Annotated in this window: 14 protein-coding genes and 1 other annotated feature; of the genes, 3 read left to right on the top strand and 11 right to left on the bottom strand. The window is 61.9% G+C overall.

Annotated elements, in window-relative coordinates; all coding sequences use genetic code 11:
* Nucleotides 1–23: 23 nt before the first annotated feature.
* The 9 genes from hisIE to hisL all read right to left on the bottom strand — a co-directional run bounded on the left by hisIE (nucleotide 24) and on the right by hisL (nucleotide 7,260).
* Nucleotides 24–620 carry a bifunctional phosphoribosyl-AMP cyclohydrolase/phosphoribosyl-ATP diphosphatase HisIE gene (gene hisIE / locus GQR96_RS16340; protein ID WP_004203593.1) on the bottom strand — a complete coding sequence of 199 codons (597 nt, stop codon included), beginning with the start codon at nucleotides 618–620 and terminating at the stop codon, nucleotides 24–26.
* The gene (gene hisF / locus GQR96_RS16335) at nucleotides 614–1,390 is read right to left on the bottom strand and encodes an imidazole glycerol phosphate synthase subunit HisF (RefSeq protein WP_017899707.1); all 777 of its coding nucleotides are present in this window, start codon (nucleotides 1,388–1,390) and stop codon (nucleotides 614–616) included. Before hisF ends, hisIE begins: the two co-directional genes overlap by 7 nt.
* Nucleotides 1,372–2,109: a 1-(5-phosphoribosyl)-5-[(5-phosphoribosylamino)methylideneamino]imidazole-4-carboxamide isomerase gene (gene hisA / locus GQR96_RS16330; protein ID WP_004200373.1), complete on the bottom strand. Its 738-nt coding sequence runs from the start codon at nucleotides 2,107–2,109 to the stop codon at nucleotides 1,372–1,374. Before hisA ends, hisF begins: the two co-directional genes overlap by 19 nt.
* Nucleotides 2,109–2,699 (bottom strand): imidazole glycerol phosphate synthase subunit HisH, encoded by a 591-nt coding sequence (gene hisH, locus GQR96_RS16325; protein ID WP_032456356.1) that lies wholly within the window; start codon nucleotides 2,697–2,699, stop codon nucleotides 2,109–2,111. Before hisH ends, hisA begins: the two co-directional genes overlap by 1 nt.
* On the bottom strand, nucleotides 2,699–3,766 hold the full coding sequence (gene hisB, locus GQR96_RS16320; RefSeq protein WP_065877366.1) for a bifunctional histidinol-phosphatase/imidazoleglycerol-phosphate dehydratase HisB: 1,068 nt from the start codon (nucleotides 3,764–3,766) through the stop codon (nucleotides 2,699–2,701). The genes hisH and hisB overlap by 1 nt, the downstream gene beginning before the upstream one ends.
* Nucleotides 3,763–4,824: a histidinol-phosphate transaminase gene (gene hisC, locus GQR96_RS16315; protein WP_004203588.1), complete on the bottom strand. Its 1,062-nt coding sequence runs from the start codon at nucleotides 4,822–4,824 to the stop codon at nucleotides 3,763–3,765. The genes hisB and hisC overlap by 4 nt, the downstream gene beginning before the upstream one ends.
* Complete coding sequence (gene hisD / locus GQR96_RS16310) at nucleotides 4,821–6,125, bottom strand: histidinol dehydrogenase (RefSeq protein WP_065877368.1); 1,305 nt, start codon at nucleotides 6,123–6,125, stop codon at nucleotides 4,821–4,823. Before hisD ends, hisC begins: the two co-directional genes overlap by 4 nt.
* A 39-nt stretch (nucleotides 6,126–6,164) precedes the next feature.
* On the bottom strand, nucleotides 6,165–7,064 hold the full coding sequence (gene hisG / locus GQR96_RS16305; protein ID WP_002912152.1) for an ATP phosphoribosyltransferase: 900 nt from the start codon (nucleotides 7,062–7,064) through the stop codon (nucleotides 6,165–6,167).
* Between the two features lie 47 nt (nucleotides 7,065–7,111).
* Nucleotides 7,112–7,234 (bottom strand) — a sequence feature (His leader region).
* Nucleotides 7,210–7,260 (bottom strand): his operon leader peptide, encoded by a 51-nt coding sequence (gene hisL, locus GQR96_RS16300; protein WP_004899375.1) that lies wholly within the window; start codon nucleotides 7,258–7,260, stop codon nucleotides 7,210–7,212. (Overlaps the previous feature by 25 nt.)
* 175 nt (nucleotides 7,261–7,435) lie before the next feature.
* Here hisL and GQR96_RS16295 point away from each other — a divergent pair, with 175 nt between their 5' ends.
* The 3 genes from GQR96_RS16295 to plaP all read left to right on the top strand — a co-directional run bounded on the left by GQR96_RS16295 (nucleotide 7,436) and on the right by plaP (nucleotide 10,837).
* Nucleotides 7,436–8,260, top strand: coding sequence for an SDR family oxidoreductase (locus tag GQR96_RS16295; protein WP_004203585.1), 825 nt, complete (start codon nucleotides 7,436–7,438; stop codon nucleotides 8,258–8,260).
* 38 nt (nucleotides 8,261–8,298) lie between these two features.
* Nucleotides 8,299–9,189, top strand: coding sequence for a LysR family transcriptional regulator (locus tag GQR96_RS16290; RefSeq protein WP_032456354.1), 891 nt, complete (start codon nucleotides 8,299–8,301; stop codon nucleotides 9,187–9,189).
* 289 nt (nucleotides 9,190–9,478) lie between these two features.
* Entirely contained in the window at nucleotides 9,479–10,837 is a 1,359-nt protein-coding gene (gene plaP, locus GQR96_RS16285) for a putrescine/proton symporter PlaP (protein WP_004148994.1), read from the top strand.
* Nucleotides 10,838–11,813: 976 nt separating this feature from the next.
* On the opposite strand, the gene GQR96_RS16280 is transcribed toward plaP, so the two are convergent.
* Together GQR96_RS16280 and nifB are read right to left on the bottom strand one after the other, a co-directional pair.
* Nucleotides 11,814–12,329 (bottom strand): nitrogen fixation protein NifQ, encoded by a 516-nt coding sequence (locus tag GQR96_RS16280; protein ID WP_062914136.1) that lies wholly within the window; start codon nucleotides 12,327–12,329, stop codon nucleotides 11,814–11,816.
* The gene (nifB, locus tag GQR96_RS16275) at nucleotides 12,329–13,735 is read right to left on the bottom strand and encodes a nitrogenase cofactor biosynthesis protein NifB (RefSeq protein ID WP_049003992.1); all 1,407 of its coding nucleotides are present in this window, start codon (nucleotides 13,733–13,735) and stop codon (nucleotides 12,329–12,331) included. The genes GQR96_RS16280 and nifB overlap by 1 nt, the downstream gene beginning before the upstream one ends.
* Nucleotides 13,736–13,756: the final 21 nt, after the last annotated feature.

Here is a 13,756-nt window from a genome sequence, read left to right as displayed (position 1 = left end):
CCGTTGCGGCGGGGGTCAACGCGTTAGTGACGACTCTTCAGATTATCAATCACTTCCCCGAGATCCAGCCCCTGGTCCTGCAGCAGCACCAGCAGGTGATACATCAGGTCTGACGCCTCATTCTTCAGCTCGAAGCGGTCGTTCACCGTGGCGGCCAGCGCGGTCTCCACGCCTTCTTCTCCCACTTTCTGCGCGATGCGCTTGGTGCCGCTGGCATACAGCTTCGCCGTGTAGGAGCTCTCCGGGTCGGCGTGCTTACGCTCGGCCAGCAGCTGCTCCAGCTGATACAGGAACAGCCACTGGTGGCCGGCGTCGCCGAAGCAGCTGGTGGTGCCTTTGTGGCAGGTCGGCCCAATCGGGTTCACCAGCACCAGCAGCGTATCGTTGTCGCAGTCCGGTGTGATGCTCACCACGTTGAGGACATTTCCCGAGGTTTCACCCTTGGTCCACAGCCGCTGTTTGGTGCGTGAGTAAAAGGTGACCTTGCCGGTGGCTTCGGTTTTCTCCAGCGCGTCCTTGTTCATGTAGCCCAGCATCAGCACTTCGCCGGATACGGCGTGCTGCACGATGGCCGGCATCATGCCGTCCGTTTTTTCCCAGTCCAGCTGTTCAGTCAACATACCCTTATCTCCACGCCCTGTGCCGCCAGGTACGCTTTCAGTTCGCCAATATTAATAATCTGTTTGTGGAATACCGAGGCCGCCAGCGCGCCGTCAACGTCGGCGTCGCGGAAGGCTTCGAGGAAGTGTTCCATGGTGCCTGCGCCGCCGGAGGCGATCAGCGGCACATGGCACACCGCGCGGACCTTCGCCAGCTGCTGCAGGTCGTAGCCGTTGCGCACCCCGTCCTGGTTCATCATATTGAGGACGATCTCGCCCGCGCCACGCTTCTGTACTTCCTCCACCCAGTCTAGGGTTTCCCACTGCGTCACCCGGGTGCGGCTCTCGTCGCCGGTGTACTGATTAACGTGATACTTGCCGGTCTGTGCATCAAACCAGGTATCGATCCCCACCACGATGCACTGCACGCCAAAGCGGTCTGCAAGGCGGGTGATTAGCGTCGGGTCGGCGAGAGCAGGGGAGTTAATCGAGATCTTATCGGCGCCGAAGGAGAGGATCTGCGCCGCGTCTTCCAGCGACTTGATCCCGCCCGCCACGCAGAAAGGAATATCGATTACTTCCGCCACCCGCGACACCCAGCTCTTGTCGACCACCCGGCCGTCGCTGGAGGCGGTGATATCATAGAACACCAGCTCGTCGGCGCCTTCGTCGGCATAGCGCTTAGCCAGCGGGACGATATCGCCGATGATCTCGTGATTACGGAACTGCACGCCTTTCACTACCTGGCCGTCGCGGACGTCGAGGCAGGGGATTATCCGTTTTGCCAGCATTGAATGGCCTCCGTTACGTTGAATTTGCCTTCCAGCAGCGCGCGACCGACAATCACGCCGCGCACCCCGGTGCCGCGCAGGGCGGCAATATCATTGAGATCGCCGATGCCGCCGGACGACTGAAACGCCACCTGCGGGTAGCGGGCGCAGACCTCCTCGTACAGCGAGACGTTGGAGCCCGCCAGCGTGCCGTCGCGGGAGATATCGGTGCACAGCACATGCTGCAGGCCGACCGGCAGATAGCTCTCCACCAGCTCCTCCAGGGTCACGCCGGAGTTTTCCTGCCAGCCGCTGACCGCCACCTGCTTATTGCCGTCGGCGTCGATACGCACGTCGAGGGCCAGCACCAGCCGCTCAGGGCCAAAGCGTTTAAACCAGCCTTTCACTTCCTCCGGGGATTTCACCGCAGTGGAGCCGACCACCACGCGGGCGACGCCGGCTTCAAGCAGGGCCGCGACATCCGCCTCGGTCCGCACGCCGCCGCCGACCTGCACCGGGACGTCAACGCCGGCGACCAGCGATTTCAGCAGCGGGATCTGGCGCTTCGCCGGATCCTTCGCCCCGGTCAGGTCGACCAGGTGCAGGACTTCCGCTCCCTGAGCGGCATAGGACTGCAGGCGCGGCAGCGGATCGCTGCCATAGTCGCGCTGCTGGCCATAATCGCCCTGGTGGAGACGAACGACGGTGCCGTCGATTAAATCTAAAGCAGGAATAATCATCACATCTCCAGGAAGTTTTTCAGCAGCTGCGCCCCGGCGCTCCCGGAGCGCTCCGGATGGAACTGCACGCCAAAGAAGTTATCTTTCTGCACCGCGGCGGTGAACGCCTCGCCGTAATTGCACTGGGCGATGGTGTACGGGTTGACCGGCATGGCGTAGCTGTGCACGAAGTAGAAGTAAGCCCCTTCTTCAATGCCGCGGAACAGACGATCGCCTGCTTTGGCATACACCCGGTTCCAGCCCATGTGCGGCAGCGGCAGGCCGTAGTCGGTCATCTTCGGCACCTCTTCCTCGATAATGCCCAGCAGATCGACGCCGTTGTTCTCTTCACTGCGCTTGCCGAGCAGCTGCATGCCCAGGCAAATCCCCAGCACCGGCTGGGTACAGGCTTTGATCAGGTCGATCAGTTCGCGGTCGCGCAGCTGGTCCATCGCCGCCTGGGCGGTGCCGACGCCGGGAAGAAACAGTTTATCGGCACGCAATACCACCTCCGGGTCGCGGCTGACCACCGGCTCATAGCCGTGGCGGCCAATCGCCGATTTCACCGAATTGAGGTTGGCGCACCCGGTATCAAGGATCACCACATTCATTACAGCACCCCTTTGGAAGACGGCAGGGCATCGCCCTGGACGCGGATCGCCTGGCGCAGCGTACGGCCAAAGGCTTTGAACAGGCTCTCCACGCGGTGGTGATCGTTCTTGCCCTTGGTTTTCAGGTGCAGCGTCACCGCCATGGTGTAAGAGAGCGAGCGGAAGAAGTGTTCCACCATCTCGGTGCTCAGATCGCCGACGCGCTGATAGGTGAAGTCCGCCTTATACTCCAGGTGCGGACGGCCGGAGATATCCAGCGCGCAGCGGGCGAGACACTCGTCCATCGGCAGCACGAAGCCGAAGCGGTTGATGCCGCGCTTGTCGCCAAGCGCCAGCTTCAGGGCTTCGCCGAGGGCCAGGCCGGTATCTTCCACCGTGTGGTGATCGTCGATGTACAGATCGCCGCCGACGTTGACCTCCATGCGGAAGCCGCCATGGGTGGCGATTTGGTCGAGCATATGGTCAAAAAAGCCGACGCCGGTGTGGATCTTGCTGCCGCCTTCGCGGTCCAGCCACACTTTTACATCCACCTGGGTCTCTTTGGTGATGCGCTCGACGTGGGCATAGCGGTCACGGCGGGTCAGCTGCTCGCAGATGGTCGGCCAGTTCAGCGTCTCGCGGTCATAGCGCAGACCGATAATCCCCATGTTATCCGCCAGCTCAAGGTCGGTGGCCCTGTCGCCAATCACATAGCTGTGGGCTTTATCCAGTACGCCCTCTTCCAGCCACGGCAGCACCAGCTGGGTTTTCGGCTTGCGGCAGGCGCAGTTGTCGCCCGGGAAGTGCGGACAAATCAGCACTTCTTCAAAGTTAACGCTCTGCGAGGCGAAGATCTGCATCATCAGGTTGTGCGGGCCATCAAACGCCTCCTGCGGCAGGCTGTCGGTGCCCAGACCATCCTGGTTGGTGATCATCACCAGCTTATAGCCTTCCTGCTGCAGCTTCAGCAGCGCCGGGATCACCTGCGGCTCAAACGCCAGCTTGTCGAAACGGTCCACCTGGAAATCCACCGGCGGTTCGGAAATCAGGGTGCCGTCACGGTCAATAAAGAGATACTTCTGGGTCATACATTCTCCGCAGTCAAGGCGTCAATCACGCGCTGGCTCTCGGCACGGGTACCGATAGTGATACGCAAACAGCCGCTCAATGAAGGTTGTTTATTCTGGTCACGTAAGATAATGCCCTGATCCCACAAAGATTTAAACACTGCGCTGGAGGCGGTTATCCGCGCCAGGACGTAGTTGGTTTCGGAATCGAAGACCTGCTCCACGCAGGCGATGCCGCGCAGCTGTTCCACCAGGTAGCGGCGCTCGTCGAGGATCTGCGCCACGCGCTGACGCATCGCGGCGATCCCTTCCGCGCTCAGGGCCTGGGCGGCGATATCGGCCACCGGCGTGGAGAGCGGGTACGGGGCGATCACTTTCAGCAGCACGTTAATCACCTCGGCGTTGGCGAGGGTGAAGCCGCAGCGCAGGCCGGCGAGGGCGAAGGCTTTGGACAGCGTGCGCAGCACCACCAGGTGCGGATAGTCGCTGAGCCAGCCGGCCAGCGTCGCCTGCGGGCAGAATTCAATATAGGCTTCGTCGGCCACCACGATAGCTTTGCCGCGGGTCATCTCCAGCAGGTCGCGCATCGACTGCGGGTCGATAATCTGCCCGGTCGGGTTGTTCGGGCTGCAGACGAAGACCACCTTCACCCCGTCCAGCTGCGCCTCGATGCCCGGCAGGTCGAGCTGCCAGTCGGCCAGCGTCGGCACGGTGCGGCACTCGACGCCGATGGTCTCGGCGCTGACGCTGTACATGCCGTAGGTCGGCGGGCAGTAGAGCACGGCGTCTTCGCCTGGCTCGCAGAAGGCGCGGATCAGCAGCTCAATGCCTTCGTCGGCGCCGCGGCTGACCAGCACCTGCTCCGGTTTAACCTCGGCGTAGCGGGCGTAGCTCTCAATCACCGCCTTCGGCTGCGGCTCCGGATAGCGGTTCAGCGTCTGCTCGGTCAGCTGAAAGGCCACGGCGGTGGGGAATTCGTTAGCGTTCAGCCAGACGTCGCCTTTCCCGCCCAGGCGGCGAGCGGATTGATACGGGGTCAGCGCGCGAACGTTGGCGCGGGCTAAATCTTCAATGCTCATGCTTGCTCCTTCAGGGCGGCAACGCGCAGCGTTACGGCGTTTTTGTGGGCGTCAAGGCGTTCGGCGGCGGCCAGAATCTCAATCGTCGAGGCGAGGGCGGCAAAGCCGTCGCGCGACAGCTCCTGCACGGTCATCCGTTTCTGGAAGTCGGCCAGGCCGAGGCTCGAACAGGTGGCGGTATAGCCATAGGTCGGCAGGACGTGGTTGGTGCCCGAGGCATAGTCGCCCGCGGATTCCGGCGACCAGTCGCCAAGGAAAACCGAGCCGGCGCTGGTGATGCTGTCCACCAGCTCACGGGCCTGGCGGGTCTGAATGATCAGGTGCTCCGGGCCGTACTGGTTGGAGATGGCCACGCACTGCGCCAGGTCGCGGGCCACGATGATCCGGCTGGCGGAGAGCGCCACGCGGGCGGTTTCGGCGCGCGGCAGGGCGGCCAGCTGGCGCTCCACGGCCTCGGCGACGCGGTTGCCCATCCCGGCGTCCGGGGTCAGGAGGATCACCTGCGAGTCCGGGCCGTGTTCCGCCTGCGACAGCAGGTCGGAGGCGACAAAGTCCGGATTGGCGCCGCTGTCGGCGATCACCAGCACTTCCGACGGGCCGGCCGGCATGTCGATGGCCGCGCCGTCCAGACGCTGGCTGACCTGGCGTTTGGCCTCCGTGACGTAAGCGTTACCCGGGCCAAAGATTTTATCCACCTTCGGCACCGACTCGGTACCGAGGGCGAGGGCGGCGATGGCCTGCGCGCCGCCGACGTTAAAGATGGTTTTCACGCCGCACAGCTGCGCGGCGTAGAGGATCTCATCGGCGATAGGCGGCGGCGAGCAGAGCACCACCTGCTGACAGCCGGCGATGCGCGCCGGCGTCGCCAGCATCAGCACCGTGGAGAACAGCGGCGCCGAGCCGCCGGGAATGTACAGCCCGACGGAGGCGATAGGGCGGGTGACCTGCTGGCAGCGCACCCCCGGCAGCGTTTCGACATCCACCGCCTGCAGCTTTTGCGCGTTGTGGAAGGTCTCGATGTTTTGCACCGCCACCGCCATCGCCTGCTTCAGCTCGTCGCTGAGGCGCTCGCCGGCGGCGGCGATCTCCGCCTCGCTCACCTGCAGCGCGGCGACGGTGGTTTTATCAAACTTCGCGCTGTATTCGCGCAGCGCCGCGTCGCCGTTGGCTTTGACGTTATCGAGGATCTCCGCCACCGTTTTACTGATGCTGTCGGAGGCGGAAATCGCCGGGCGCGTTAAGAGTTGTTGCTGTTGGTCTGCGCTACAGCCGTTCCAGTCGATGATTGTGTTGAAGCTCATGATTGTTTTCCCCTGTGTGTCCCGTGACCGGCTGGCCGATTACTCCATCATCTTCTCAATCGGCAGCACCAGAATGGAGCTGGCGCCCAGCGCCTTCAGTTTTTCCATGGTCTCCCAGAACAGGGTTTCGCTGCTGACCATGTGCATCGCCACGCGCTGCTTGTCGCCCGCCAGCGGCAGAATGGTCGGCCGTTCGGCGCCCGGCAGCAGGGCAACCACTTCCTCAAGGCGTTCGGTCGGGGCGTGCATCATGATGTATTTCGACTCGCGGGCCTGGATCACGCCCTGAATACGGGTCAGCAGGCGGTCAATCAGCTGCTGTTTGGCGTCGGCCATTTCGCCGTCGCGCTGGATCAGGCAGGCTTTGGAGCGGTAGATCACTTCCACTTCGCGCAGGCCGTTGGCTTCCAGGGTGGCGCCGGTGGAGACGAGGTCGCAAATGGCGTCGGCGAGGCCGGCGCGCGGCGCCACTTCCACGGAGCCGTTCAGCAGACAGGATTTAAAGGAGATACCTTTTTGATCGAGGTAGCGCTTCAGCAGGTGCGGGTAAGAGGTGGCGATACGTTTGCCGTCCAGCGCCGCCGGGCCGTTCCAGGCTTCATCCACCGGGGTCGCCAGCGACAGGCGGCAGCCGCCGAAGTCCAGACGACGCAGGGTGAAGTAGCGCGGGTCTTCGCCCTGGGCGCGGCGGCTGAGCAGCTCTTCTTCCAGCACGTTTTCGCCGATAATCCCGAGGTCGACAACACCGTCCATCACCAGGCCCGGGATATCGTCATCACGCACGCGCAGAATGTCGATTGGCATATTTTCCGCCAGCGCAATCAGACGCTGGGTGTGCAAATTGACTTTAATGCCGCAGCGGCTGAGTAATTCGCGTGAATCTTCGCTTAAACGGCCTGATTTCTGAATAGCTATGCGTAAACGGGTGTTGTCTAACATTGTTCTTTTCCTCTGAATACCTGTCTGAATCTGTCCGAATTTGGTCCAAAAAAAAGCCCCCGGAAGTGAATCTTCCGGGGGCTCTCTGCGCGTTCATGCACCACTGGAAGATCCAAATGTCTTCCAGCACACATCGCCTGAAAGACTAGTCAGGATGATGGTGATGATGGTGGTGTTTAAATTGAACGCGGTTCATAAAATTCTCTGTGAATGACTATGCATTTGATGTCCTTTAACCTAAACCACTTCCGCCGCAGAAAGCAAGGGCTTTTTTCTATCATTAATTCATTTCACATTGAGCGAAGAAATTGTCAGTTGCCGCTGGCTGGCGTAGCCTGTAATCAGCACAGCGAAAGAGTCAGGAGCCTGGGATGAAAAAGGTCGCGATAGTCGGTTTGGGATGGCTGGGGATGCCGCTGGCGCTGTCGTTGACGGCGCGAGGCTGGCAGGTCACCGGCAGTAAAACCACGCAGGATGGCGTGGAGGCGGCGCGGATGTGCGGGATCGACAGCTATCCGCTGCGCCTGGAGCCGCAGCTGGTCTGTGATACCGAGGACCTCGACGCGCTGATGAACGTCGATGCGCTGGTGATCACGCTGCCGGCCCGGCGGACCGGCGCGGGGGAAGGGTTTTATCTGCAGGCGGTGCAGGAGATCGTCGATACCGCGCTGGCGTACCATATTCCGCGGATCGTCTTCACCAGCTCCACCTCGGTGTATGGCAACGTCAACGGCACGGTGAAAGAGAACTCCCCGCGCCTGCCGGAGACCGCCAGCGGGCAGGTGCTCAAGGAGCTGGAAGACTGGCTGCACAACCTGCCGGGGACGTCGGTGGATATTCTGCGCCTGGCCGGGCTGGTGGGGCCGTCCCGACATCCGGGACGTTTTTTCGCCGGCAAGTCGGCGCCGGATGGCCAGCATGTGGTCAATCTGGTGCATTTGCAGGATGTGGTGGCCGCCATCGAACTGCTGCTGCAGGCTCCGAAGGGCGGGCACATCTATAATCTATGTGCGCCCCGCCATCCGGCGCGCGGCCTCTTTTATCCGCAGATGGCCCGCGAGCTGGGGCTGCCGCCGCCGGTGTTCAGTGACAGCCCGGACGGCGGCCAGGGCAAGATTGTGGATGGCAATCGAATCTGCAATGAGCTGGGGTTTGAATACCAGTACCCCGATCCGCTGGTGATGCCGATGGAGTGATTCGCCAGCGGTGATTCGCATACCGTAAGGGGGTAGCGATGAAACCACTGCTGGATGTCCTCGTGATCCTCGACGCACTGGAAAAAGAGGGGAGCTTTGCCGCGGCGTCGGCAAGGCTCTTTAAAACGCCCTCGGCGCTGAGCTACACCATTCACCGGCTGGAAAGCGATCTCAATATTCAGCTGCTCGACCGCAGCGGTCACCGCGCGCGCTTTACCCCCACCGGACAGATGCTGCTGGAGAAAGGACGGGAAGTGCTGCATATTGCCCGCGAACTGGAGATCCGGGCGGTTAAGCTGCAGCAGGGGTGGGAGCATACCCTCCGCCTGGCGGTGGACAGCACTTTTCCCGTGGCGCAACTCTCGCCGCTGATCGCCGCATTTTATCAACAGCAGCCGCTGACCCGGCTGCACTTCACGCTGAACCCCTCGCTGCTGGACTGGCGGCCGCTGACTGAAGGGCAGGCCGATCTCCTGCTGGGGGCGCTCGGCGAGCCGCCGCCGCTGAGCGGCTATGATTATCTTCCCCTTGGCGAGCTGGATCTGGAGCTGGTGGTCTCCCCGCAGCATCCTCTGGCGGAGCGTCGCGCCCCGTTGAGCTGGCGAACTCTGCGTCGTTACCGCGCGGTCGCCACCGGCGAGGGCGGGGCGCTGCTCGGCGATCAGGAGACCCTGACGGTATGTGACGTTACGGGGCAGCTGGCGCTGCTGCGAATGGGGCTGGGGTGGGGCTGCCTGCCGCGTTACCAGGTGCAGGGGCTGCTGGAGAGCGGCGAACTGGTCAGCTTGACCGTGCGCGGGCAGTCGCCTCGTCAGCACGCGTGGATCGGCTGGAATGACGCTACCTGCGGTTTGGCTGGCAAATGGTGGCGGGAAACGCTATTAGCAAATAGTGCTATTTTTACAATTTATCATATGGAAACCGTATAGATATTAGCACGTTAAAAAATATGCTTACGCAATGAACTTCATAACATCTTGTCAACGCCGTTGAATTTGTTGCAAAATATGCGGCCTGAAAACCAGAGACTAGCCGACGCTTTTTTTTAAAGTGTCGGTTATTTTTTTGGTCGAAAGACACATCATTCAATACCAAGAGGCCGGGCTTCGTACCGGATAGATATTTACTAAAAACCGACAGTCGTTGTCGCTGAGGAATAGAAAGAAATGGGGCAATTTTTTGCTTACGCGCTGGCGTTCACCGTAAAAGGGGATAACTATGTCGCATAACGCTACTCCAAATACCTCTCGCGTGGAATTACGTAAAACGCTTACGCTAGTTCCGGTTGTAATGATGGGCCTGGCCTATATGCAGCCGATGACGCTGTTCGATACGTTTGGTATCGTCTCTGGTATGACCGACGGTCACGTGCCGACGGCCTACGCCTTTGCGTTAATCGCTATCCTGTTTACTGCGCTGAGCTACGGCAAGCTGGTACGTCGTTACCCGTCCGCCGGCTCGGCGTATACCTATGCGCAGAAATCCATCAGCCCGACCGTTGGCTTTATGGTGGGTTGGTCCTCGCTGCTCGACTACCTGTTCGCGCCGATGATCAACATTCTGCTGGCGAAAATCTATTTTGAAGCGCTGGTGCCTTCGATTCCGTCGTGGGTGTTTGTTATCGCGCTGGTCGCCTTTATGACCGCCTTTAACTTGCGCAGCATTAAATCCGTGGCCAACTTCAACACCGTGATCGTGGTGCTGCAGGTGGTGCTGATTGCCGTCATTCTCGGCATGGTGATTTATGGCGTGTTTGAAGGCGAAGGCGCCGGTACGCTGGCCAGCAGCCGTCCGTTCTGGTCCGGTGACGCGCACGTGATCCCGATGATTACCGGGGCGACGATCCTGTGCTTCTCGTTTACCGGCTTCGACGGCATCAGCAACCTGTCTGAAGAGACCAAAGATGCAGAGCGCGTCATTCCGCGCGCGATCTTCCTGACCGCGCTGATCGGCGGCCTGATCTTCATCTTTGCCACCTACTTCCTGCAGCTGTACTTCCCGGATATCTCGCGCTTTAAAGATCCGGATGCGTCACAGCCGGAAATTATGCTCTACGTGGCAGGTAAAGCCTTCCAGGTGGGCGCGCTGATCTTCTCCACCATCACCGTACTGGCTTCCGGTATGGCGGCGCACGCTGGCGTGGCGCGTCTGATGTACGTGATGGGTCGTGACGGCGTATTCCCGAAAAGCTTCTTCGGCTACGTCCACCCGACCTGGCGCACCCCGGCGATGAACATCATCCTGGTCGGCGCTATTGCCCTGCTGGCGATTAACTTCGACCTGGTGATGGCGACGGCGCTGATTAACTTTGGTGCGCTGGTGGCGTTTACCTTTGTTAACCTGTCGGTAATTTCGCAGTTCTGGATCCGTGAGAAACGCAACAAGACGCTGAAAGACCACTTCCAGTATCTGTTCCTGCCGATGTGCGGCGCCCTGACCGTCGGCGCGCTGTGGGTCAACCTGGAAGAGAGCTCGATGATTCTGGGCCTGATCTGGGCCGGTATCGGTCTGGTCTATCTGGCCTGCGTGACCAAAAGCTTCCGCAACCCGGTGCCGCAGTACGAAGACGTGGCGTAAGGCGTAGCGTGATCTGAATGAGAAAAGCCGGAGGGAAACCTCCGGCTTTTTTTCGTTTGGCCCGGTGCTATATCTTTTGCCCGGCGGCGCTGCGCTTGCCGGGTCTGGGGGATATAAGCTGACGGCAGGTCTTTGCAGGACGGGTCAGGCGCAGTGGCTACCCGGCACAAAAGCGGCTCCGTGCCCGCTGTCCTTGCCCGGCAATATGTTGGCCACGGAAACGACTGCCGGACGGTTCCCTCTCCCCCCGGGAGAGGTTAGGGTGAGGGAAAGCACTGCTGGGAAGTCTTTTATGTTATCTGTGGCTTCAGCGGGCATTGCGCTCCCGGTAAGTCTTCTGCGTTATGTCTCTCATGGCGCAGGGAGCGCACAGGGGGCGGCCAGTCGCCGCCGCCCCCTGTACCCCCGGGCTCCGGCCAGCAAAATCGCCGCTACGCGGTACCTTCGACTTATCCCTGCAGGCTTCGGGTCGGGCCGAGGCAGCGTCCATGCAAAACACGGCCCTCAGCCCGCATCCATGCGGGCTGCCCCGGCCTTCCGGGAACGTCTCAGCGATTTTGAGGCCGCCAGCACCGGCAGTTTCAGTCACGCAAGTGGGTAAATCAAGGACAGGTCGCACGAACCCTGTAGGCCGGGTAAGGCGCCAGCCGCCACCCGGCACAAAAGCGGCTCCGCGCCCGCTGTCCTTGCCCGGCGGCGCTGCGCTTGCCGGGCCTACGGTGTTGAATAACCTTCTGATATATAAATGGCTTTGTAGGCCGGGTCAGGCGCAGCCGCCACCCGGCACAAAAGCGGCTCCGCGGCCGCTACCCTTGCCCGGCGGCGCTGCGCTTGCCGGGCCTACGGTAATGAATAACCTTCTGATATATAAATGGCTTTGTAGGCCGGGTAAGCGAAGCGCCACCCGGCAGATATTCGCGTAAAGCGGTAAAACAGAAGCAGTATTGGGTTAGCGGTCAGGACACCTGCGGGTTGTTTATTGCGGCGGCGGTTCGAAGCAGAGGCTGCGCTCCAGGCACTCGTCGCAGCTCGGCGAGCGGCAGACGATCTCCCCCTGCGACTGCAGGCAGCGTTGGCGATAAAAGAACTTTTTCCAGCGCATATGGTGAACGTTCTGCGCCACCAGCTGCGGAAAGCAGTCGCGCATCAGCCGGCCCAGTTCCGCCCGCGAATCCAGACCCAGATCCTCCCACAGATGATTAAACGCCAGCGCCGCCCCGGCGACGATCGGCGCCATCGGTTCGGCTCCCGGCGCCATCCACTCCGCCAGCCACCGCGCCAGCTGGCGGCGCTCTTCGTCGCGGGTGGCATTCAGCTCCGTCATCAGCCGGCGGCGGCTCAGCGCCTCGCTGTCCAGCGGCGTCGCCATCTCGCCCAACCGCTGCTGCAGGGCCAGCCACGCCTCGACGCTCAGACCCATCCGCAGCGGAAAGCAGCCTTTTCCGGCGTGATACAGTTGCCACAGGCGGGTCAACCAGTCGACCGGCGCCATCAGGCGACCCCCTGACGCAGACGCGATGCCGCCAGGCTCTGTCGCCGCCGCTGCCACCAGGCGGGCAGCACCTCGGCGACCGACCGCCACGCGCCGTCCACCTGCGGCTCAATGCCCTGTCGCTCGAGCTGTTGCCATGGCGTATGGCCGATACGCACGCAGAACACCGCTTTCACGTCGGCGAGCAGCGCGAGGAGCGCCGCCAGTCTGGCCTCGTTCTCCTGCGGTTCGCACTCCCCCGCGCCGCGGCAATATTTCGGCGTAAAGCGCTCGCCTACCAGCACCATGCCGGCGGCCGACAGGCTGTAGATCGAGAAGCGGTCGGCATGGCCAAAATGACAATCAATCACCTCGCCGCGGCTGGAGGCTACCGCCACCAGACAGGCGTCATCCGCCTCCGACTCTCCCCGGGTGGCGAGGCTGGCATGAAGTTCGGCGCGTTGGTGGAGGATGGGCAGCCAGTCGGGGAGGCTGTCCGGGTCCGGAAGCTGGGTAAACTGCTGGCTGCGATCTTCGCCCAGCATGCCGATGGCGTCGGCGCGGCACTGGTGGCAGTGGGTCATCTGCGGCATCGCGGCCCCGCACTGGCTGCGGATCGCGGCGAGCATCCCGGCGTCTGGCTCTGGCTGGCCGTTGAGGCCAAAGACCGTGCCGTGCTCCGGTCTGGCAATCAGCGGCATAATATTGTGAATAAACGCGCCGCTTTCCCGCAAACAACGGCTGACCTCGGCCATGCCGCTGTCGTTGATCCCCGGGATCAGCACCGAGTTTATCTTGACCAGCACCCCGGCGTTGGTTAGCCTGCGGACCCCCTCCAGCTGGCGGGCTATCAGGATCTCCCCGGCTTCCCGCCCGCGGTAGCGTTCGCCGTCGAGCCACAGCCAGGCGTAGATTTGCCCGGCGATCTCGGCATCCAGAGTGTTGATGGTCACCGTAACGTGATCCACGCCGACCTCCAGCAGGCGATCCACCGCGTCGGGCAGCATCAGCCCGTTGGTCGACAGGCATAATTTCAGGTCCGGAAGCTGGTCGCGGACCAGCTCCAGGGTGCGGAAGGTGCGGGTCATATTGGCCAGCGGATCGCCGGGCCCGGCAATGCCAACCACCGACAGCTGCGGGATGGCCTGGGCCACCTGGCGCACTTTCAGCACCGCCTGCTCGGGGGTCAGCAGCGTCGAAGACACCCCGGGGCGGGATTCATTGCTGCAGTCGAATTTACGGTTGCAGTAGTTGCACTGCAGATTGCAGGCCGGGGCGACCGGGAGATGCATCCGGGCGAAACGGTGGTGCCCGCTGCGGGAGTAGCAGGGGTGCGCGGCGACCTTGTCGGCCACCCGCGGCGCTAGCGCGCTGGCGTCCGCCGACTGACAGGCGTTGCCGCCGGAAAAAGAAGAGCAGGAAGTCATGGTCGTACCTTCTTGGTTGGG

The organism is Klebsiella sp. PCX (assembly GCF_021869705.1).
In the GTDB taxonomy this organism is placed as follows: domain Bacteria; phylum Pseudomonadota; class Gammaproteobacteria; order Enterobacterales; family Enterobacteriaceae; genus Klebsiella; species Klebsiella quasipneumoniae.
The sequence above is the reverse complement of the archived record's forward strand: the minus strand, read 5'-3'. Positions and strand labels throughout refer to the sequence as shown.